The 21,190-nt window shown below is 58.2% G+C and carries 20 protein-coding genes and 6 pseudogenes; 11 read left to right on the forward strand and 15 right to left on the reverse strand.

All coding sequences use genetic code 11. The features are described from left to right. Positions 1–44 precede the first annotated feature (44 nt). The 4 genes from QE453_RS25055 (at position 45) to QE453_RS25070 (ending at position 2,785) form a co-directional block, all read left to right on the forward strand. Positions 45–575: a VOC family protein gene (locus QE453_RS25055; RefSeq protein WP_309778662.1), complete on the forward strand. Its 531-nt coding sequence runs from the start codon at positions 45–47 to the stop codon at positions 573–575. After that, positions 572–1,306 carry a L,D-transpeptidase gene (locus QE453_RS25060; protein WP_205928542.1) on the forward strand — a complete coding sequence of 245 codons (735 nt, stop codon included), beginning with the start codon at positions 572–574 and terminating at the stop codon, positions 1,304–1,306. Before QE453_RS25055 ends, QE453_RS25060 begins: the two co-directional genes overlap by 4 nt. 105 nt (positions 1,307–1,411) lie before the next feature. Next, entirely contained in the window at positions 1,412–2,170 is a 759-nt protein-coding gene (locus tag QE453_RS25065; protein WP_309778666.1) for an alpha/beta hydrolase, read from the forward strand. A 255-nt stretch (positions 2,171–2,425) separates the two neighbouring features. After that, the gene (locus QE453_RS25070; protein WP_309778721.1) at positions 2,426–2,785 is read left to right on the forward strand and encodes a RidA family protein; all 360 of its coding nucleotides are present in this window, start codon (positions 2,426–2,428) and stop codon (positions 2,783–2,785) included. Positions 2,786–2,824: 39 nt separating this feature from the next. Here the strand turns inward: QE453_RS25070 and QE453_RS25075 are convergent. Then, positions 2,825–2,995, reverse strand: a pseudogene (locus QE453_RS25075) (SOS response-associated peptidase); the annotation flags it as partial. Positions 2,996–3,222: 227 nt separating this feature from the next. On the opposite strand from QE453_RS25075, the pseudogene QE453_RS25080 reads away from it, so the two are divergent. Beyond that, positions 3,223–3,399 (forward strand): annotated as a pseudogene (locus QE453_RS25080) (helix-turn-helix domain-containing protein); the annotation flags it as partial. A 72-nt stretch (positions 3,400–3,471) separates the two neighbouring features. Here QE453_RS25080 and istB (QE453_RS25085) read toward each other — a convergent pair. The 3 genes and pseudogenes from istB (QE453_RS25085) to QE453_RS25095 all read right to left on the reverse strand — a co-directional run. Next, the gene (gene istB / locus QE453_RS25085; RefSeq protein WP_309778668.1) at positions 3,472–4,266 is read right to left on the reverse strand and encodes an IS21-like element helper ATPase IstB; all 795 of its coding nucleotides are present in this window, start codon (positions 4,264–4,266) and stop codon (positions 3,472–3,474) included. Beyond that, on the reverse strand, positions 4,256–5,776 hold the full coding sequence (gene istA, locus QE453_RS25090) for an IS21 family transposase (protein ID WP_309778670.1): 1,521 nt from the start codon (positions 5,774–5,776) through the stop codon (positions 4,256–4,258). Before istA (QE453_RS25090) ends, istB (QE453_RS25085) begins: the two co-directional genes overlap by 11 nt. A 113-nt stretch (positions 5,777–5,889) precedes the next feature. After that, positions 5,890–6,442, reverse strand: a pseudogene (locus QE453_RS25095) (LysR family transcriptional regulator); the annotation flags it as partial. 99 nt (positions 6,443–6,541) lie between these two features. Between QE453_RS25095 and QE453_RS25100 the strand changes: the two are divergent. Continuing rightward, complete coding sequence (locus QE453_RS25100; protein ID WP_309778722.1) at positions 6,542–6,874, forward strand: DUF4143 domain-containing protein; 333 nt, start codon at positions 6,542–6,544, stop codon at positions 6,872–6,874. A gap of 357 nt (positions 6,875–7,231) precedes the next feature. Here the strand turns inward: QE453_RS25100 and QE453_RS25105 are convergent. The 4 genes and pseudogenes from QE453_RS25105 to QE453_RS25120 all read right to left on the reverse strand — a co-directional run. Further along, positions 7,232–7,690: pseudogene (locus QE453_RS25105) on the reverse strand (citrate/2-methylcitrate synthase); the annotation flags it as partial. 131 nt (positions 7,691–7,821) lie between these two features. Next, positions 7,822–8,574, reverse strand: a complete 753-nt coding sequence (istB, locus tag QE453_RS25110) for an IS21-like element helper ATPase IstB (RefSeq protein WP_309778671.1) — start codon at positions 8,572–8,574, stop codon at positions 7,822–7,824. 18 nt (positions 8,575–8,592) lie between these two features. Further along, a complete protein-coding gene (gene istA / locus QE453_RS25115; protein WP_309778673.1) occupies positions 8,593–10,146 on the reverse strand; it encodes an IS21 family transposase in 1,554 nt (517 codons plus the stop codon). 181 nt (positions 10,147–10,327) lie between these two features. Continuing rightward, positions 10,328–11,041, reverse strand: coding sequence for a citrate/2-methylcitrate synthase (locus QE453_RS25120; protein ID WP_309778675.1), 714 nt, complete (start codon positions 11,039–11,041; stop codon positions 10,328–10,330). A gap of 43 nt (positions 11,042–11,084) precedes the next feature. Between QE453_RS25120 and QE453_RS25125 the strand changes: the two genes are divergently transcribed. Then, positions 11,085–12,266, forward strand: a complete 1,182-nt coding sequence (locus tag QE453_RS25125; RefSeq protein ID WP_309778676.1) for a citrate/2-methylcitrate synthase — start codon at positions 11,085–11,087, stop codon at positions 12,264–12,266. Positions 12,267–12,324: 58 nt separating this feature from the next. Here the strand turns inward: QE453_RS25125 and QE453_RS25305 are convergent. Together QE453_RS25305 and QE453_RS25135 are read right to left on the reverse strand one after the other, a co-directional pair. Continuing rightward, a pseudogene (locus tag QE453_RS25305) lies at positions 12,325–12,670 on the reverse strand (type II toxin-antitoxin system RelE/ParE family toxin). 77 nt (positions 12,671–12,747) lie between these two features. Continuing rightward, positions 12,748–13,467, reverse strand: coding sequence for a YafY family protein (locus tag QE453_RS25135; RefSeq protein WP_142188060.1), 720 nt, complete (start codon positions 13,465–13,467; stop codon positions 12,748–12,750). Between the two features lie 94 nt (positions 13,468–13,561). Here QE453_RS25135 and QE453_RS25140 point away from each other — a divergent pair, with 94 nt between their 5' ends. After that, positions 13,562–14,173, forward strand: a complete 612-nt coding sequence (locus QE453_RS25140) for a glutathione S-transferase family protein (protein ID WP_309778678.1) — start codon at positions 13,562–13,564, stop codon at positions 14,171–14,173. A gap of 407 nt (positions 14,174–14,580) precedes the next feature. On the opposite strand, the gene QE453_RS25145 is transcribed toward QE453_RS25140, so the two are convergent. The 3 genes from QE453_RS25145 to QE453_RS25155 form a co-directional block, all read right to left on the reverse strand. Next, on the reverse strand, positions 14,581–14,967 hold the full coding sequence (locus QE453_RS25145; protein WP_309778680.1) for a hypothetical protein: 387 nt from the start codon (positions 14,965–14,967) through the stop codon (positions 14,581–14,583). A 150-nt stretch (positions 14,968–15,117) separates the two neighbouring features. Further along, the gene (locus QE453_RS25150; RefSeq protein WP_142188058.1) at positions 15,118–15,378 is read right to left on the reverse strand and encodes a hypothetical protein; all 261 of its coding nucleotides are present in this window, start codon (positions 15,376–15,378) and stop codon (positions 15,118–15,120) included. A gap of 113 nt (positions 15,379–15,491) precedes the next feature. Then, positions 15,492–15,863, reverse strand: coding sequence for a hypothetical protein (locus QE453_RS25155; RefSeq protein WP_142188057.1), 372 nt, complete (start codon positions 15,861–15,863; stop codon positions 15,492–15,494). Between the two features lie 601 nt (positions 15,864–16,464). Here QE453_RS25155 and QE453_RS25160 point away from each other — a divergent pair. Next, entirely contained in the window at positions 16,465–16,767 is a 303-nt protein-coding gene (locus QE453_RS25160) for a hypothetical protein (RefSeq protein ID WP_142188055.1), read from the forward strand. 307 nt (positions 16,768–17,074) lie between these two features. Here QE453_RS25160 and QE453_RS25165 read toward each other — a convergent pair whose 3' ends face one another. Next, the gene (locus tag QE453_RS25165; RefSeq protein WP_142188054.1) at positions 17,075–18,049 is read right to left on the reverse strand and encodes a GlxA family transcriptional regulator; all 975 of its coding nucleotides are present in this window, start codon (positions 18,047–18,049) and stop codon (positions 17,075–17,077) included. Between the two features lie 102 nt (positions 18,050–18,151). Here QE453_RS25165 and QE453_RS25170 point away from each other — a divergent pair, with 102 nt between their 5' ends. Further along, entirely contained in the window at positions 18,152–19,393 is a 1,242-nt protein-coding gene (locus tag QE453_RS25170; RefSeq protein WP_309778683.1) for an MFS transporter, read from the forward strand. A 298-nt stretch (positions 19,394–19,691) separates the two neighbouring features. Then, complete coding sequence (locus QE453_RS25175; RefSeq protein ID WP_142188069.1) at positions 19,692–19,928, forward strand: DUF6894 family protein; 237 nt, start codon at positions 19,692–19,694, stop codon at positions 19,926–19,928. A gap of 396 nt (positions 19,929–20,324) precedes the next feature. On the opposite strand, the pseudogene QE453_RS25180 reads toward QE453_RS25175, so the two are convergent. Then, positions 20,325–21,165: pseudogene (locus QE453_RS25180) on the reverse strand (type 1 glutamine amidotransferase domain-containing protein). Positions 21,166–21,190: the final 25 nt, after the last annotated feature.

Raw genomic sequence — 21,190 nt, forward strand, 5'->3', positions numbered from 1 at the left:
TGAGCCCGAACGCGTTCATCGATTCAACAAGAAAGGAAACTGTCATGACTGCACCTCAAATTCGTGGCGTCAATCACATCGGCATCACAGTGCCCGATATCGAGGCAGCAAAATCATTCATGGTGGAAGCCTTTGGCGGCCAGGTGATCTACCAATCGTTCGGGCCGCAGGATCCGGCCAGGGAGGGACCCGAGTTCGAGCGGGCCACTGGTGCCTACCCGGGAACGGTTGTGCGTGCGCAGGCGATGGTCAAGATCGGATCCGGGCCTGACATCGAGCTCTTCGAAATGCACGGCCCCAAACAAGCGCAGCCGGTTACACCGAGCGACTTCGGCATTACGCATTTCGGTGTCTATACCCACGACATCGACGCATCGGTAGAGCGCTTTGAGAAGGCCGGCGGAACAGCCCTCACGGCACCACGCGCTATTCCCTACGCAACCGAAAAAGGTCCTGGAAACAAGGTCTGCTATTGCCGCACGCCGTGGGGCACGATGATTGAGTTTATCACCACGCCTGATCGCATGGCCTATCATGACCAGACGGATCTGCGCAGATGGCAGGACGAGGAATGAGCGTGAGCTTTGATACCTCGTTATCTCGCCGCAGCCTTCTGTCGCTTTCGGCGATGGCTGCGGCCTCGGCCGTGGCAGGTTGCACGTCAACCTCCGGAGCCGGCCGGATGCTGGATCCGCAGCCGACGCGCCTCCTGGATCGGGTTCGCCCTGTGCAGATTGCGGCCGCGCCGACAGATTCCGAACTTGCGGTCATTTACGGCCCCATTGAAGATGGTGGTTTCCTGATACCAGCGGTTCCCTACAAACAGATTGATCCGCGCTATTACCGTCAACAGGTCATTGATCCGACTGGGGAAGCGCCTGGCACCGTCGTCGTCGATACCCCCTCACGCTTTCTCTATCTCGTCCAGCCGGGTGGGACCGCGATGCGGTATGGTGTCGGGATCGGGCGCGATGGCTTTGCCTGGCAGGGCAACGGCATCATTCAGTGGCGTCAGAAATGGCCGCGTTGGAAGCCGCCGAACGAGATGGTCGCCCGCCAGCCGGAATTGGCCAAATATTCGATCGAGAATGGCGGCATGGAGCCGGGCCTGAAAAATCCGCTCGGTGCACGAGCGCTCTACATCTTCTCCGGTGGCCACGACACACTCTATCGTCTGCACGGCAATCCGCAATGGCGCTCGATTGGCAAGGCAGTTTCGTCCGGCTGTGTGCGCCTGCTCAACCAGGACATTATCGACCTCTATGAACGCGTCCCGCTCAAGGCTCCAATTGTCGTCAAGCAGTAAGCGCAAGCGATCATGTCCATCCCTCCCTGGACCAGGGAAGACAGGTCCTTCAGCGCTTTCAAAGCCTCCGCAATTCCACGCACAGAACTCAAGGAACTACCGACCATGTCCAACTTCAGTAAAGCGGCCGTTGGCCTTATTGCCGCGCTTTTGTCTTCCGCTGCCCTAACAGCCCCAGCCTTAGCGGACGCGCGCAACATCGTGCTTGTCCATGGCGCGCTCGTGGATGGTTCGGGCTGGCGCGGCGTCTATGACATCCTTGCCCGCGACGGGTACAATGTCAGCATTGTCCAGCAGCCACTGACAAGCCTGGATCAGGATGTTGTAGCCACGAAGAGCGTGCTTGATCAGCAGGACGGGGACGTCGTTCTCGTCGGCCACAGCTATGGGGGCACGATCATCACGGCAGCAGGTGATGATCCCAAGGTCAAGGCACTTGTCTATGTTGCGGCACTGCAGCCAGAAAAGGGCGAAAGCACCGCACAACTGCTCCAATCGATGCCGTCACCCACCAACGATATCAAGCCGACAAAGGATGGCTTCCTGCTTATCGACCCGGCAAAGTTCGCAGCTGATTTCGGAGCGGATCTGCCCAAGGATCTGGGCGAGTTCATGGCCCGGTCTCAGATGCCTGTTGCCGTTGCTGCCACTGGTGCGCTGGTGCCTGTTGCCGCCTGGCACGACAAGCCTAGCTACGGGATTGTTGCGAAAGACGACATGACGATCAATCCGGACCTTGAGCGCTGGATGTACAAGCGTGCCGGTTCAACGGTGACAGAGGTAGAGGGTAGCCACGCTATCTACATCTCGCAGGCGGCTGCGGTCGCAAAGGTTATCGAGGAAGCAGCGAAAGCTGCCAAGTAGCGGCGGCATGCATTCTGCAAAAGTCGCTTGTCTTGATGAACTTGCTAGTTGCGTCACGTCCGGGACGTGACGCAGCTTTTTTAGACACGTGCCTGCGCCCGGGAAAGAGCCGTGCCGGCTGTCCGACATCGCTGGCCGTTTGTACTTTTTCATCCAGCGGAGCTTGAAAATTCGCGCCGCTTGTATCAGTGCCGCTAGTAACCAGCAAAGATTGCGAGGACTACTATGGATCGAGAGATCATTATACCCGACGAGATGCAGGAGATCGTCAGCCGAGCAGGCTATGCTCCCGCGGTTAAAGTCGGAGACACAATTTACGTCGTCGGCCAAGTTGGGCGGACCAAGGATCTCGACATCATTCACGATCCTTCGAAGCAGTTCAGAGCTATGTGGGACAATTTACGGATTGTTCTGGAAGCCGCTCATTGCACGTTTGATGACATCGTGGAAATGACAAGCTATCACGTCGAAATGTCGAAGCTCATGGACGTGTTCCGGACTGTCAAAAACGAGGTGTTTCCGAAGGGAACCTATGCGTGGACCCGGATAGGTGTCTCTGAACTCGCGCACCAGGGACTCCTCGCTGAGGTAAAATGTGTTGCCGTAAAGCGATGATGGAACCGATATGCCGCGAACGCACCTTTCCACGTTAAGCAGGTTGAGCTTGCGGGCGTTCGTCACGCCACGGTCCGGCTCCATGCGAATGAGTTCGTTGATATCGACGGCTTTGCCCTTGGCCTTCAGTTTATCCGCTCGAGCTTCGGCGGCCTTCTTCTGTACGAAGATTGGCGAGGGCAGGCCCCATCGCGCATGCACAAGCTGCTTCTATCGCGGTGGCTCCTCACAAGAGGTTACCGCGACATCGCGGCGCGCACTGATGGTTTGCCAATAGGAGCTGATGGGTAACTGTAAGCCCTAAGACTGCAAGACGATACATTATTCCATATAGGTCAGCAATTTGATACAGTTTTGTATATCGACGTTGCATCACTCCTGAGAATCCTCTATATATTATCCTGTATGTCTCGCATCGAGCGATACAGGATAATGATATGGCATATAAAACAGAGCATATAACGCAGCGGTTGCGCGCTGCGCGCGAAGCGCAGAAAATGAGCCAGCGCGAGCTGAGTGCACGATCGGGCCTGACGCAAAGCCATATTTCTCAGATAGAACGGGGCACCATGGAGCCCGGACTTGGCAGCTTGGTGGATGTGGCACGCGCGCTCTGTTGGTTTTCACGCGGAACTGAGCCGGTTTTTTCACCGAGAAGTGAGCCACCTCTGAGTATGGTTTTCTGATCAGGCTTTGGTCAATGGGCTGGCTTTTTCTCCTCTCTTTTCTGCCGCCGCGGCCGAGCTGGCCTTGAAGCGGAAGCTGTCGTTTCCTGTTTCCAGGATGTGGCAACGGTGTGTCAGCCGATCGAGCAGAGCGGTGGTCATCTTGGCGTCGCCGAAGACTGTGGCCCATTCGCTGAAGCTGAGGTTGGTGGTGATGATGACGCTGGTGCGCTCGTAAAGCTTGCTCAACAGATGGAAGAGCAATGCCCCGCCTGACGCGCTAAACGGAAGGTATCCGAGCTCATCAAGGATCAACAGGTCGAGACGGACCAGGGCTTCGGCGATCTGACCGGCCTTGCCCTTGGCCTTCTCCTGCTCAAGAGCGTTGACCAGTTCGATGGTCGAGAAGAAGCGGACCTTTCGGCGATGATGCTCGATAGCCTGGATGCCGAGAGCGGTCGCGATATGTGTTTTGCCTGTGCCAGGGCCTCCGACCAGGACAACGTTCTGGGCTCCGTCCAGGAACTCACACCGATGCAATTGGCGCACGGTGGCTTCGTTGATTTCGCTGGCGGCGAAGTCATACCCGGAGATGTCTTTGTAGGCCGGGAAGCGAGCTGCCTTCATGTGATAGGCGATGGAGCGGACCTCGCGCTCCGCCATCTCGGCTTTCAGCAACTGGGACAGGATTGGCACGGCCGCATCGAAGGCTGGCGCTCCCTGCTCGATCAGATCCAGCATCGCTTGGGCCATGCCATACATCTTCAGGCTCCGCAGCATGATGACCACGGCGGCACTGGCAGGATCATGACGCATGGCGACCCCCTACGATCCGGACACGTAAGCCGTCATAGCGTTCGACATTGGCCTTGGGTTCGCGCACCAAGGTCAGCGCCTGTGGGGTGTCTATATCGGGACCATCGATTGTCTTGCCGTCGATCAGACGGTGCAGCAGGTTCAGCACATGCGTCTTGGTCGCGACGCCGGCATCCAGAGCCAATTCTACAGCACGAAGGACGACCTGTTCGTCGTGATGAAGCACCAGAGCAAGGATGTCCGCCATCTCGCGATCACCGCCAGGGCGGCGGAGCATCTGGTCCTGTAATTTGCGGAAGGCGGCTGGCAATTCCATAAAGGGTGCACCGTTACGAAGTGCTCCGGGCTTGCGTTGAATGACGGCAAGGTAGTGTCGCCAGTCGTAAATCGTCCTCGGAGGTTTGTCGTGGCTGCGCTCAATGATCCGCACATGTTCGCAAAGAACGTTGCCCTCGGCAGCAACGACCAGTCGTTCGGGGTAGATTCGCAGGCTGACGGGCCGGTTGGCAAACGATGCGGGCACGCTGTAGCGGTTTCGTTCGAAGGTGATCAGGCAGGTGGGCGAGACCCGTTTGCTTTGCTCGACGAAGCCGTCAAACGCGCCAGGCAGTGCCATCAATGCGGCCCGCTCATCAGCCCAGACATCCGCGATCGAACCGGGTAGGCTCCCGTGCGGTGTCTCCCGCCACAGGTCCTGGCAATGCTGTTCCAGCCAGGCATTCAATGCCGGCAGGTCCGAGAAGTCCGGCATCTGTTGCCATAGCCGTGGTCGGGCGTCCTGAACGTTCTTCTCGACCTGCCCCTTCTCCCAGCCTGCCGCCGGATTGCAGAACTCGGGTGCAAAGACGTAGTGGTTCGTCATCGCCAGAAAACGGACGTTGACCTGCCGTTCCTTGCCGCGGCCAACACGATCAACTGCGGTGCGCATGTTGTCATAAATTCCACGCGCGGGCACGCCGCCAAAGACACGGAAGCCGTGCCAGTGGGCGTCGAAGAGCATCTCGTGCGTCTGCAGCAGGTAAGCTCTGACCAGAAAGGCCCGGCTGTGCGCCAACTTGATATGCGCGACCTGAAGCTTCGTGCGCTCGCCGCCGATCACGGCATAGTCTTCACTCCAATCGAATTGGAATGCTTCGCCGGGCCGGAAAGACAGAGGAACGAATATGCCTCGGCCGGCCGTCTGCTGCTCAACCCGCCACTGACGGGCGAACGCGGCGACCCGACCATAGGAGCCGGTAAAGCCGAGAGCCACCAGATCTGCATGAAGCTGCTTCAACGTTCGGCGCTGCTTGCGTGACCTCCCGGCCTCCGTCTTCAGCCAACCCGAGAGTTTGTCAGCGAACGGATCAAGCTTGCTCGGTCGTTCCGGTACCGTGAACGTCGGCTCGATCGTGCCAGCGCTCAAATACTTCGCGATCGTGTTGCGCGACAGACCGGTTCGTCGGCTGATCTCCCGGATCGATAGCTTCTCGCGCAGCGCCATCCGGCGGATGATGTTTAAAAGTCCCATGTGGATCACTCCGTTGCCCCCGTCGCTCACCGCGTTGGGGGGAAGGTTCACATGGCTCAATTCTCAATGGAAATTATGCGCCTAACCGGCTCAGTTCTGCGTGGAAACCAACACCTCAGGTTTATGCATTGATGCGACGTAAGTTCCTGGGGGGTAGCAGGGATGCCGTGCTTCTTTATGTACGATGGGCTGCCAATGACAATCATCCGTTGGTCTGGGCTTATCGAAACCGAGATCATGCCTTGGGATACAATCTCCCCCAGCCGGACGCCGGCGTCGAAGCGTTCCGCGACAATGTCAGTTAGACCGTAGTCGACGATGAACTCGACCTTGATGTCTGGATATTGGTGCAGAACCCTCTCGAGTTTCGGCCAAAGGACTGTATCGATTGCATAGTCCTCGGCGGTGATGCGGATGGTGCAGTTCGCCCTCAATTTCCTCGAACCGGGGAGCGATCGAGTTCAGCAATCGCTCGCCTTCTGCGGTGGGCGAAACGCTGCGGGTTGTCCGGGTAAGCAGGCGAACCCCAAGCCGGGTTTCCAACGCCCGGATCGAATGACTGAGGCCTGACTGGGACATGCCCAACTGAGCGGCAGCCTTGGTGAAGCTTCGTTCACGCGCCACGACGATAAAGGCGAGCAGGTCGTTTACGTTCGTCCGCAACATCTCAGTCGTCCTCCCTGCTATTGTCGCTTTGGATTATAGCTCCTGAAGATTCCGCCTTGGTCGAACAATCGACTAAGCCGGCTCGTAAAAACCCCAAAGCTGCATTTTGTCGACACCGGTCTTCTCGCGAGCTTGCGAGAGGACGGCCTGGATAGTCTTCGACGCGACAAGACCCGGTTCGGCGCGCTACTGGAGAGTTTCGTTGTATCTGAACTGTTGAAGCTTGCCTCCTGGTCAGAGCGCCGTCTGACGTTCTCACATTATCGAACAAAAGATCAGGATGAGGTCGATATCGTGATCGAAGACCGCCGTGGTCGCGTGGTTGGGATTGAAGTCAAAGCATCCGCTACGGTCAAATCAGACGATTTAGAGGTCTTCGCCAACTCGAGCAGGCGGTGGGTGATCTTTTGTGCGGGGACTGGTTTTACCTGACCATGATCGTGTAACGCCGTTTGGGGAGAAGCTGCGCGCTGCGCCGCTTTCTGTCCTTTGGACAATGTAGCTGCACTACAGAATCACCGTTAAGTCATTATTCGAACCGCAAACTGCGATGGGTCTCCTGATGGAGCCAACTTTCATAAACCTTTGATGCCAGGTCTTTGAGTTCGGGGATAATGGTGCGAATCCTTTCAACTGCAAAGGTGGTCTTTAGGCCGGCAGTTGGGCCAAGTAGCTGCCGACCACCGCAACAATTTGGATTGCTTATTATATGGCGCTTGAGAGATGTACTGTCTTTCCAGTTGAGAGGAGGCAGGTGGGATTTCTTGCACTCCACTGCTGCGCAAAATCTCACCTTGGATGCGGACCGATATAGCGGGATTGTGGGCGAATGAGGCGTCCTGTGCGCTCCTGTTCCAATACATGGGCGGTCCAGCCCGCCATACGCCCGGCCGCAAAGACATTGGTGAAGCTATCGCGCGGAAAACCCACCGCTTCCAGCACGAGTGCGGTATAGAATTCGACATTGGTCTGCAGAGGGCGCAGAGGCTTCTTTTCCTTGAGAAGTGCTAGTGCCGCTCGCTCCACTTTACCCGCAAAGGCAATGCGGTCGGAGCCCTCTTTCAGGGTGGAAACCGCGTGTTTCAGCACATCGGCGCGCGGGTCACGCACGCGGTAGATCCGGTGGCCGAATCCCATAAGACGTTCTCCACGCCCGAGCGCATCCAGCAGCCACGGTTCGATTTCCGCCTCGGCGCCAATGGCGTCCAGCATATCCAGTACGGGGCCCGGTGCGCCACCGTGAAGTGGTTGCGGATTTCGGATTAACGGGACATCGATTCCGGTAAATCCCGGACAGTCGTTTCACTAAATCGCGGACAGTCTCGCGGGATCGACTTTCGTTCGCCTGGTTGATGTCATTGGTTATTGATTTCGGCGTTTTACGCTTCGGTCAAGAGCGGTCTTGGTTTTTGCTTCCTCATGCTGTCTCCTTCGAGCGCAATTCGATGGGCGTTATGGACGATACGATCGAGGATGGCGTCAGCGATCGTTGGTTCACCGATCATCTCGTGCCACTGCGCGACGGGGAGCTGGGCGGTGATCAGAGTGGATTTCCGGCGGTAGCGCTCTTCGAAGATTTCCAGGAGATCGAGCCGCTGCTGATCGCTGAGCGCGTGGGTTCCCCAGTCATCAAGGATGAGCAATTGAACACGCGCGAGCTTGTCGACCAATCGGGGAAACCGGCCGTCGAGGCGCGCTAGCGCCAAATCCTCGAAGAGACGGGGCATGCGGACATAGAGAACGGAATAATCGAGGCGGGCCGCCTGCCGTCCGATGGCGCAGGCGAGCCAGGTTTTGCCCGTTTCCGTTTGTCCGGTCAGGATCAAGTGCTCATGGGCCTTGAGCCATTCGCCTTGGGCAAGCGAGAGGAGCTGTCGGCGGTCGAGGCCGCGAGCGGCGGCGAAGTCGATGTTCTCGATGCAAGCATCGGGGAAACGCAGTTTGGCGATTGCAAGCCGGTTGGTCAGTCGCTTGTCGCCGCGCACGGCCATCTCCCGATCAAGCATCAGGCCGAGCCATTCATCGCGGTTGAGATCGCTGCCCTCAGGTTGATTGGCCAGGTCGCGATATGCTGCCGCCATGCCGGATAGGCCGAGCGCATGCATCTGGTCGAGGGTTGGATGTGTGAGCATGTGAGTATCTTCCTTTCTTCACTGGTAATAGGAGCTGCCGCGGATGTTGCCATGCACCGGGGTGGGCTTGACTGGCTCAGCACCAAGCGGGGCCTGATCGAGACCGGATTTGAGGATGGTGCTGACGGAGGAATAGCTGAGCGCATTGATCGTCAGTGCCCGATCGCACGCCGCTTCCAGACGCTCGGGGCCGTACCGGCGCGCGAGCGATAGAACGCCTTGAGCGGCGCGGTATCCCTGCTGAGGATGAGGTCTATCGCGCATCAGCCGCTCGATCAGGATTGCAGCGTTGCGGCCAATCTTTGCAGCTTGCTTGATGAGGCTCGCAGGCGTCGTGTTGGCATAATGCTGATGTGTCTTCGGCATGTGCTCGTTGACGGTGACATGACCGCCCCGCTGCGACGTCCGGCGGTGGCTGGCGACGCGTTGGTGATCATGGAAGATCTCGACGATCCGGCTTGTAAGCCGGACATCGACCTGACGGCCGATCAGGCGGTGCGGCACGGAATAGAAGGCCTTGTCGACCTCGACATGGTAGTCGGGATGAACCTTTGCCGACTTCCATTCGGAATATTCGAATGGCGTTGCCGGCAAGGGCGCAAGCGCGTCTTGCTCGATCTCCTCGAAGAGCTGCCGCCGGGATTTGCCAACCCGGCGCATCGGCCGGCTATTGAGATCATCGAGAAGCTGGCTGATCCGCACATTGAGATCGACAAGGCTGAAGAAACGGTCGTTTCTCAGCCGCGCCAGGATCCAGCGCTCGACGATGAGAACGCTGCCTTCGACCTTGGCCTTGTCCTTCGGCCGTTTCGGACGGGTCGGCAGGATCGTCGTGTCGTAATGCTCGGCGAATGCCGCAAAAGTGGCGTTGATGGTCGGCTCGAACCACAAGGGCTTGGCAACGCCGGCCTTGAGGTTGTCGCAGACGATGGCTTTCGTCACGCCACCGAAGAAACCCAGCGCCAGCTGCTGACCCTCGATCCAGTCCGGCAACCGTTGAGTGAAGCTTGCATAGGCGAAGGTGTACAAGGAGGCTGGCAGAACCGCGACGAAGATCTGCGCCAGCCGGATTTCGCCCGTCACCGGATCGATCACCGGGACGGTCTGGCCGGCGTAGTCGGTCTGCATCGCCGCGCCGGCAGTGTGGCGATTGCGGAAGGTGGCGCTGGCGCGCTGTTCGAAAGCGGCGAACCGCTCGCAGAACCACGTGTATCCGTAACCGTTGGGGTGCCGTTCGCGATATTCCTGCCACAACAGCGTCAGTGTCACGCCCTTCCGCTTCAATTCACTGGCGATCTTGCCCCAGTCGGGTTCGTGCATGTCCTGGGGCGGACGGCCGCGACAATGGAACAGGCGGCGCTGCAGAATGCCATCATCGTCCAGCCCAGGCGGCAACGGCCAGCCCGTCAGCCCGGCCTCACGCGCCCGCAGCAGGTAGGTCGAAATGGTCGTTTTGCTGATCTTCAGCCGTTCCGATATCGCACGAACCGAAAGCCCCTGTTCGTGCGTCAGTCGCAATATCGATCGAATGTCCTTCACGTCAGTAAGTCTCACCTGCTTCCGTCTCGCCATTCATCAGCCCCTCGTTCAAATCGAGGTCCAGAATGGCAAAACGGCGCGTGCGAAAGTCGATCTCTTTATGCCGAAAGACTGTCCGGGATTTACCGGAATCGCTGTCCGGGAATTAGCGGAAATGCTGTCCCGGATTTAGTGAAATCGCTGTCCGGGATTTAATGGAATCCCTGTCCGCGAATTACCGAAACCCGCAAAGTGGTCCCTTCAAGGCGCAAAGCGCACCGACGACCGATGAAAACAACCCGGCCCCGGTCGAGGCGATTACCCGGGCAGTGAAGGTGGAAGCATTCAGCCCGTGATCGGCAACGGTGGTCAGATATGTATCAAGGGCGCGCACTTTCTCCGTAGAAGGCAATGTGGCGGACAGCATTCTCAGGAAATCCGCAGAATGGGTAAGTGACGCATCGGGTGCTATCGGTGCAAACCCCTGCCTGTTACGGATGATGGCCGTGGCAAAGACCGGCACGGCTGCCACAGCCACTAAATGATGCGGGGTGGTTTCATCATCCGGCAACGATGACAGCAGAAGGCGCAAGGCCTCGACGGAGGTGAGGGCGGACAGGCCCGGAAGTAGAAGCTGCATCAGTTCGAATGTGCGCAGCCGCGCCTTACCCAGTTGCGAACGAATGTCTTCGGCTGTGATCTTCATCGCCGTTTGCCCGGACCACAGAAGTTCCAGCACCTGTTCGAAAGTCCAATCGGCCAGCTCTGCCAGATGATGGCCCCGAACGACAAGCTCGCCCGCTTGGCCGTCTACATGACTGAGCATAGTTTCGGCGGCAACGACATCATCAAGGCCGGGAGCGGGGTTTTTGCCTACAAGAGCGGGGGTGGCAGATATGGTCAATCTCCTCATTAAACGTGTAACATGCTTGAGGATGCTGCGATGCATATATATGGTCAATCTTGATTCATACAATCAATACGAGATCATCATGGGGCACTCCGACAAGTTCCTGACCGCCGATCGCGCTGCGGCCGAATTGGGCATCAGCCGCGCAACGCTCTACGCCTATGTAAGCCGTGGACTGATCCACACGAGCGACACAGCCGACGATCCGCGCCGTAGGCTCTACAGCGCACACGACATCGAAGCGCTGAAGAAGAGAAAAAACGTTGGACGGCGTCCCCGGCAGGTGGCTGCGGCTGCGCTTGACTGGGGGTTGCCCGTGCTCGAGTCCGGCATTACCGAAATTGCGGAGGGCCAGTTACGTTATCGCGGTCAGGACGCTCTTGCTGTTTCGCAGACGGCGAGCCTTGAGGATGTTGCCCGGCTGCTATGGGACTGCGGCGAAGCTGATCCATTCGATGATATAAAGGCTGTCCCAACACCGTGGCCACAACCGATACTAGGCTTTGCCAGAAATCTGCCACTGACAGAGCGGTGCCAGGCACTTCTCCCTCTTTTAGAGGCGGGCCGCGTGACCGCCTGGCGGCGTGACAACCGGCGACTTTGGCCTGGGGCCGCAGCCATGTTGCGGGGTATCGCCGGTGCCTGCATCTCAAGCCAACCGAAGACGCAGGCGGTTCACCTGTTCCTCGCGGACGCATGGCAGGCGGATGCGGCAGGCGCGGATCTTATTCGTCGGGCCCTGGTGCTGCAGGCCGATCACGAACTCAATGCCTCGGCATTTGCGGTGCGCGTCGTCGCTTCGACGGGGGCATCGCTGGGCGCCTGCCTGAATGCGGGGCTTTCTGCGCTGAGCGGCCCCCTGCATGGCGGCATGACAAGCCTTGTCGAACTTTTATTCGACGAGCTGGAGCGATATGGGGATGTCGAGCGGGTCATCGACGAGCGCCTGCGCCGGGGTGAAGCCATTCCCGGCTTTCATCATCCCCTCTATCCGGACGGTGACCCACGAGCGACTGGCCTGCTGCCCTATCTCCCGCCGGATGCGCAACGCGACGAGCTTCTGCAGATGATGAACGACACTGCCGGGCAACTGCCGACCTGCGATGTGGCGCTCGTCAGCCTCCGGCGAAGCCTGAAGCTGCCGCGCGGTGCGGCACTCGCACTTTTTGCCGTCGCACGAACCGTCGGCTGGGTCGCCCATGCGCTGGAGCAGAAGCTGGATGACAAGCTGATCCGACCCCGGGCCCGTTATGTGGGACGATAGGCGCTCACAACAATGCCGCTGGAGCGAGTTCGAAACTTGGAAAGGCCAGCATCGGCGGCTATATGAACCGTGAGGTCGTGACCGTGATGGTTGACGTGCACACCCACCACAGCAGTTCATGCCGGCGACCGGCTCGTCGAACCGCGCCAAACCTAATGAAATTCGCAAAGCTGATGAAGTAGCTGCAGAGGGCGATGATCAACCCGTCACGGACAAAGTAGACCCGATAACCAAGGTCCATAATTACTGCGGAGTTCGCTCACGCCTTCGCCGACCGGCTTTACATCTCCAGGATTTCCTGCGGCGAGACGGTCAATGCGGTCGGCAATTCGAGCCCGGGCACGAAAGTCCTTCAGCGTTTTGATCCAATCCACAAAATCACGGGTGCGCCTAATCGTGAAAATGAAGTTATGAAACCCACAGGGGACAAAATATCAAGTCGATGGTTTTCCCGGAGGTGAGAAGCTGTATCGTCGTTTGGTTACTGGCCGGACAAGATCATCTTTGATGTTTCGGGCGCACCGGTGTTCAGAATGGCAACAAAGTCCCTGAGCAACTGAACCCGGCGCGGTCGGAAGCTCTCCTCCGTCATCTCGATGTCGGCGATGCGGTCGACGCGGAACTTGCGGAAATCCTGGCGCAGGCAACACCAGGCAAGCAACACCAGCGTCCTCTCCAGATAGACGATCGCCAGCGGCAGCACTTGCCGGTCGGCCCGTTGCTGTTCCGCGTCCACATAGCTTATCACCACGGCGCGTTCTTGCCAGCAAGCCTCGCGCAGAAGGCCGACGTTGGCGAGCGGCGGGTCGCGGCGCTCGAACCGATAAACCTGGGAGGCGGCATGCAGTGTCTGGCGTTGTAGTCGATCGGGCAGCGTTGCTGTGACCTTCGAAAGCACGGCGCCGGCGGCCGCCGCGAGAGCCGGTTCACCCATATGCCGCACCTCGGCAAGGCCCAGCACCAGGGCTTCGATTTCAAGCCGTGTGAACGTCTGCGGCGGCAAGGCGACGTCTTCCGTCAGCCTGTAGCCGAAACCGCGCTCGCCATCGATGACGGCACCTGCGGCGCGCAGGCTCTCGATGTCCCTATAGAGCGAACGCAACGACACCTCGGTCTCCTCGGCAAGGCGCGCGGCCGTCACCGGGGAGGGGAGAGTGCGAAGCGCCTGGAGCAGGCGGAACAGACGATCACTACGAGCCATGACTTTGGAGGATAGATGGAGCCTACTGACGGAAACTGGCAGTTGGCGGACTGTACAAGATCCGCATCGCCAAACGCAACCGAGGAACCAGCCCATGCTAACGCTCTTTCACGCCCCCCGCTCGCGCTCGACACGTATCGTCACCCTGCTTCGCGAACTAGACGCCATCGACAAGGTCGCGATCAAGATCGTCGATATCACCCGCGGCGACGGCAGCGGTCGCAGAGATCCAAAGAACCCGCATCCGGAAGGCAAGGTGCCGCTGCTCGACCACGACGGCGTCGTCATCTGGGAGAGCATAGCGATCATCCAGTACCTGACGGATCTTTTTCCGGAAAAGAAGATGGCGCCTGTTGCCGGCGATCCGCAGCGCGGTAGATATCTCAGCTGGCTTGCCTGGTACGCCGGCGTGGTCGAACCTGTGCTGATCATGCAGGCAGCCGGGATTTCGCATCCTTTTGTGGATTTCACCTTCCGCAGCCCGGCGGAGCTTGCGGCACGCCTCGAAACCGCGCTCAAGGATAACCCTTACCTGATGGGAGAGCGATACACAGCTGTCGATCTGCTGCTGCATTCACCCTTTGCTTGGTACCCTGCAGCGACGCCGGAGAGCGACGTGGTCAAGGCCTGGATTGAGCGCTGCGGCGAGCGACCATCGCTGCAATGGGCCGCCGACTATGATGCGCGCGCCGTGGTTGCGGCCTGATTATTGGCACTGGCCGCTCGACCGTGCGGCCACTTCCGTGGGAGATTGCTCGCGCTCGTTACTCCCGTAGACTCAGCGGCTCCTGAAAACATCGCGAGCACCACGGCTGCTGCTGTCGGCACCTGGGGTTGCTACATGCTCCCGCCTATTTTGTCTGGAGTTGATGATTGTCTGCGTTGACGCGCTCTTCCCCGCTGGGCGGCCAAGTTCACGCGAGATGAGCAGTTTGGTGATCACCCCGTGGAAGTGACGATTGTCGAAAATCCTCTGAGAATTTCCGGAAGCTGGCGACAATCGCATGATGGACGTCCAGCTTCTTGCAACGATGGGGTAGGTGCTCCGGGTGTTTTGTATTAAATCCAGCCGCTTAAAAAAGGCCGCCCGAACAGTCGCGTTCCGATTGATTATCAATGAAGCGTGGATGATGTTCCAGGCAGGCCAAAGAGCGCGTCCGCAATCTTGCGGAGATGCTTCCTGTCACCGCTAAGAGCGTAGCCATCAGGGTTCACTTTCGTGAAAGATGCAAAAACGAACGGGGTCGCCATTGATTCCAGAAGCAAGCCTAGGTGTAACATCATCTCCACGTCAACCTCGACGTCAATAATTGCCCCGTCGGCAGCGCCGGCTTCCAACAGGTTCGAGACTTGTTCTAGAGAAGTTGCCGGGCCGACAATGATGGCACCGGCGGCAACAAGCTGCGCGTGGCACGCCGCCGTCAACGACGGACGCCGCTCTATTACTATCAGCTTTTTGCCTCTGAAGGCGCGCAACACAGGAATATCCTTCTTACTCATTCTGCGCCCGCCCGCGCTACATCGAAGATGGATTTCTGCTACAGAAAACCAGGCAACGTGCAAGCAGGGTTAAATTACCGCTTGCGCCCACCGACCAGCGCACTTGGCGGCCAACTTGTGAAACGGTGATCACTGTTCGGACCGGCCTCATTACTGTTCGGTATCTCTTTGCAGCGCCTGCTCTATTTCATCCGCGGACACCTGCAAGAACTGGCGCGTCACTAATTGGGCGGAGATAGCAGGTATCTCAAGGTGTGTTGCTACGGGTTGATACGAAGGAAAACTGAGACCTTCAATAAGCTGTTCATCAACGACCAGACGATATGTTCCTGCTTCCAAAGGTGCTACTAAACCATCCAATACGAAGGGATTCGCGAAGGTGATTTCTTTGTATATCGTTCGTTCTTTCATAGTGTTTCACTCTTCCTGACACTACGTCCCACTGAGCCGCAACGGTCATCCTTATCTGTTATTGTACCCCACTACGTGGATTTCGGCCCCTGAGAAGGATTAACATAGGGAGCCTATAGCTCGCCGCTTTCGTTCTTGCAGGACTTTTCATCTATCTCAATCGATTGATGACGCGCCTTCCTGAAAAAGTTCAGGACGTAGATCGTATTGCGCGGAACACTTCTGATGGCCTCAAGGACAGGCCGTGATTGGTGTAATTGTTTGGGAGAGTCCGCATTTCCAAAACGGCATTTCAATTGTGCCGCGAGTGCGTCTGCAGATGTTTCTCCCGCGAGAAAAAGTCTCATCACAAGAAACGCGGCCGCGTTGAATTGTCGCTGGTCATTGCCCAGCAACGTGGCGTTATAACCTGCCCTCTGCAAGACTGACTGGATCATCTCCATCTCCTCTGGAGAGATGGCTGCAAGGCTCGGGTGGGAAGACATATTGTCCTCCTCTCGTTGGGGCTAGGGTAACCGACCCTCAACCAGTAGTGCCCTTGACACCGCTACTGACACTTTACAGTGCGCCTGAATTGCTCCAGACGCAAGCGATTACAGTTTCGAACCTCAAGCGAAGCTCACAACCCAGTCACTCGCCATCATTGAGCGGCGGCTGCATTCCAGCTCACTGGAATTCCCTTGCTAATGAACCTCAATTGGCGCAGGCTACTTTCTTCGGTAGCTTTTTAAAGGGCGTTACCGCTTCAAGGTGAAATCCCTTGGCCCCAACGAAAGGAGGACGCGATGTCTTCCGCGCAAAAATACGGCCCGATTTCGCCTCACGATCTGAATATGTTGCGGTCCCTGTTGGTAGACGCCGGCTTTGAAATCGATACGTACTCGGGTGACGACCGGTCATTCAACAAGGCCACTTGTAAGATAATTGATCTTTTTCAGGGTGGAATGACCGACCCTTTCAAACTCAAAGGGGAAATGCTGTTCCTGTTCGGGGTACAGAAACGGGAACGTGTGCCTTCTCGTGGACCCCTCCCGAGATATGCGATTCAAGGTCTTCCGGGGTTTGGCAGATAGCGGGGAAACACCTGTGCGCGCATATGTTCTTGGAAGCATAACGCTTTGGTCCTCTTTCTTTCTGATCTGGTATTTATTGACGCTTTATACCGCCCGCAATGACGTTGAAGAAACGCGACCCGGCCCAGCTATGTCTGTTTCCCGATGCGCTGTCGAAGTGGCGGCTCTTGTAGCGATGGGCGACAAGCTCCTGAAAGCCGGTGGACCAGAAATGCCAGCAGAGTTACGCACAAATATTGAGCATTGCATCTCTTTTGATGCGGCGAGTCGACAGGCACTTAAGAAGACCCAGCTCATAAGATTTTTCCCGGAATAAAGATAACCGGCGGACGACGCCCTTGCGTGGATGCTTTTGCATGCCGCTTCGAGCAATCCGGAACGGGTTTGATAGAGGCAAACTAATCATCTCATTGAGATAAGTCTAATTTACGTCAACGGTTACCGATATTGGTAATTGTTCGTTCGTTGTTCTCAGTCAAGCAGACTTCCGCACAACGCCCATCTTTGCAGCGCCTCGATGTGACCAATTGAAATTGCCGAACACCTTCAAACGAACCAGAAAAGAACTTAATTGCTGATGACCTGCCACTGAATTTTCATCCGCTGCGATAGAGCCTCGGCTATCAGGGCAGTTGAGTCCGCTCCGTCCCCTCCAGGTAAGAGGGGCGGGTTAACCGCCTCACAGCTTGCGGTGGCTGACCGAAGGCGCGCAGGAACGCGCGGCGCATCCGGTCACGGTCCCCAAATCCGGTCTGTTGCGCCACAACGTCGATCGTCTGTCCGGTGTCCTCCATCAGGCTGCGGGCCGCTTCAAGTCGGAGGCTCCCAATCGCCTTGGCCGGCGATTGACCGGTTTCCTGAACGAAAACGCGCGTGAACTGCCGCGGGCCGATGCCGGCCACGGCCGCAAGCTCCTCCACATCCAGTCGGTTGGCAAGGTTTCGGCGCGCATAGGTGAGGACTTTCTGGATACGGTCAGACTTCGGTTCGAGTTCGAGAAGGGTTGAGAATTGCGACTGTCCGCCTGTGCGTCGGTGATACATGACCAGTGCGCGCGAGACAGACCGGGCCACCTCCGTTCCGAGATCGCGTTCGATGAACGCGAGTGCCAGATCAAGCCCGGCAGTCATGCCTGCTGAAGTCCAGATCGGCCCGTCCTCCACGAAGATGCGATCCTCCTCTATTTTCGCCAGGGGATAGCGGAGCTGGAGTTCGCGCGCCCGCGCCCAATGTGTCGTCGCCCGTCGTCCGTCGAGCAACCCTGCTTCAGCGAGCACGAACGCCGCTGTACAGGTGGCCGCGATCCGGCTGACGCGACCCACAGCATTCCGGAGAAACGCGATCGTCGCCGGGGTCGCCGCTTCAACGCCGCCACCGATGATGATGAGATCCAGATGCCGATCGGACAACGGTTCGGACTCGACGGCGATCCCCATTGCCCCGCGGACAAGGCCGCCGGCGTCCGAGAGCATGACGAGGTTGTAGACTCTGGAGCCTACACGACCCGACCGCTGCTGGTTGGCGAGGTCGAACGCCGCCGCAATGGCAAGCCCCATTGGAGAAAATCCGGGATGAAGCAGGAATCCGACTGTGGGCATGGGATCCGTCCTGAATGTCTTGAAATGACGTGACTATGACATTTGAGACATTCGTCTTCAAGGCTAGGTTTCACCATCCGTCAAACTGTAAGAGGACATTCGATGAAGACTGAGCCGCAGAGCCAAACCACTGCAGTTACGCGAAACAAGACCCCGCCCGAAAGGATTGGCTTGCTGCCCATCTACAGCATGTCGGTCGGAGCCTTCGCCATCGGCACCGAAGGATTCATGATCGCTCCGCTCCTGCCGCAGATCGCTGACGATCTCGCCTTGCCGGTTTCATATGCAGCGCTGCTCATCACAATCTTTACGCTGACGCTGGCGATCAGCTCTCCCATTCTGGCAATTGCGACCGCCGGGATTAACCGCCGTGCGCTTCTGATCGGGGCGATGGTCGCCTTCGCGGCGGCCAATATCGCGGCGTGGCGCTCTAGCGGGTTTGGCGGGATCATCGCCGCGCGAGTCCTGCTGGCGCTGTCGGCGGGTCTCTACTTGCCGAACGCCAGCGCGTTCGTCGGGACGCTTGTGGCGCCGGAACGGCGCGGGCGGGCGCTCGCCATCGTAACCGGCGGCGCGACCATCGCCATTGCCTTGGGCCTGCCGCTAGGTTCGGTGATCGGTCATGCCCTCGGTTGGCGAGCGACTTTTCTCTGCGTCGGGTTCTTCGCCGCCATCGCTGCCATTGGCCTGTTTCTCGGAGTATCAAAGGAAGCGGGAGACGGTATTCGCGTCGCGGGCGTTTCCGACCGTCTGCGGGTCGCCGGCCAACCAGCCGTCATCAAGGCACTATCGCTGACGTTCTTCTGGGCGACGGGCGCTTTCACGGTATACCCTTTCATTGCACCCATCCTCCACGCGACTGTCGGCTTCGGCGATGACGGTGTATCCGTCGCCATATCCGTCTGGGGCGTGTCGGCCGTGCTGGGTATGGCACTCGGCGGCTCGATCAACGACCGTTTCGGTTCACGCTACACGATCGGAGCAACCTTGGGTCTTCTGACGCTGGCGTTCCTCACCTTAGCGGCATGCGCAGCCTTTCTGTCGCCGGGCCAGGCGGTTGTCCCGGTAATGGGGGCGATTGTCTTGTGGGGCATCGCTGTCTGGGGCTTTTACCCTGCGCAGATGGCCCATCTCGTCAGTGCTGGAGGCCCGCCAGTTGCGCCCGTTACGCTCTCCCTCAACACGTCGGTTATGTATGCTGGCTTCGGCGTGGGCAGTGCACTCGGCTCCGCGATCCTTGCAAGTCGTTCCGTCCAGGCGATCGGTCTTGCTGCCGCCGGATTAGAGGCCATCGCCGTGATCCTGTTCCTCATCTACAGGCTGACTGGCCGGTTCGATCGGTGAACGTCGGGATGCCGCCGATGATCCGGCGCTAAGCGCCCATGGTTGAACGTCTCCAAACGAGCGAAGAGCCGGCATTCTTGCTGGTCGCATTTCCCATTGGGACGGCGCGACGCAATCGAAGCGAAATCCGAACGTTCGCGCTGGATTTCGCCGGCGCGCCTGATTTGTTCCTCTGTCCCCGCCGGTTCGCGAGCTCCAGCCAAGTCATTGGTTCTGCGCTATTCTCCATCGCGGAATCGGCGAACGGAACCAATACGATGAGAGGCAGTTGGTTACCGGAGGAAAACAGGATTATACGATGCCAAGGTATTTTTTCCACGTCCGGGACGCTGACGGTCTCTCTTTGGATACGGAAGGCGCAGTACTGTCCAGCGACGAGGGCGCCCGTGTTGAAGCCGTACAGGCTGCGAGGGAAATGCTGGCAGAGAAAATCCTGAAGAATGAGGTTGTGGACGGCGCAGAGTTTGAAGTCGTCAGGAGCGATGGCGTCCTGGTGGCTAAAATTCCGCTGAAATCCGTTGTACGATTTGAATAACGGGTGCCGGTGATGACGTGTGCTTCCACGGGATTTTGTTGGAGAGCGTTGAAGCGGGCCGTCCAGCAGGAGTTTCCGATCTCAAGAGGGATATCTTGAATGTTGAGACCGGCCTTTGGGAGATATGCGCATGCGGGGCCGCCATCATGGCTTGTAACTTCAATTGTGGCTCTGACATCATGGCATCCCCGACCAATGCCCCTAATGTGACATCGATCAGCCTCTTGGGAAGTCGGGAAAAAGCGTCGCGGTGTGACGTCCACCGGCCGACCTCATTCAATGTCTGCTCTCACCGACCAAGGTCGCTCGACCGGAAATCCGGCAGGGCCTCCAACACCAAGGAAGCCACAAGCGCCGTTCCGCACAGGAGGCGGCGCTGGCGACCTCTCCAGATGGTCATCTCAGACGCTGAAGCAATTCAGCCGCTACAGCGCTGGCCGAGCCGGGATTCTGCCCTGTAATCAGTTCCCGATCGGTCACGACGTTGGGTGACCACGGCGTCTCATTACTCACATAGACGCCTCCGGCGGCTTCCAATGCCGTCTGTGGATAAAACTTCATCTCCCCTCCATTGAGCAGACCTTTAGCGATTTCCTCTTCCTGATTGCTGATGACGGTCATCTTATAGCCCGCATAGATCCAGTTCCCGGCCTTCGCCGAAACGCCTTTCTCCAGTTGCGCAGTGAAGGTCGTCGCATCCGGCAGCGCCGAGAGGAGTGCGATCGAGACCGTGGCAGGCAAGCGCCGTGGGCTTGCCTTTGCTGTGGAAGTTGGTGAACAGCTTGCCGAGGTCTCGGCTGACCAGAAGATCCTGCATCGGGGCATGGCCGCCCGGCACATAGACGGCGTCGAAGTGGTCGTAACCGATCTGTTCGACGCGGGCGAGACTTATGACCGGAGAAGCGCTGTCGGAGGTCAGTTTGAGTTGGTCGAGCATGGCGATGCTTTTTTGCATCGCGGCCTCGTCGCCGCCGAAATACATCTTGTCCACGGACGACTTGTCGAGCGTCGGCGCCTTGCCTGTCGGGGTCGAGAAGGTGATGTCGTGGCCGGCCTCGATCAAGGCCTCTACAGGCTGCATCAGCTCGTTGAGATAAAAGCCAGTCTTGAAATCCTTGCCATTCTTCAGATCAAGATGACCGGAATCGGAAAGGACGATGAGGACGTTGCCGGCATGGGCGCTGATGGCACTTGTGCCAAGAGCGAGCGCGACGGCGATTATGCGGATGGTTTTCATGTTTTTCTCCATGCGAAAGCCGTCC

It is taken from the genome of Agrobacterium sp. SORGH_AS_0440 (assembly GCF_031453135.1).
GTDB lineage: Bacteria > Pseudomonadota > Alphaproteobacteria > Rhizobiales > Rhizobiaceae > Agrobacterium > Agrobacterium pusense.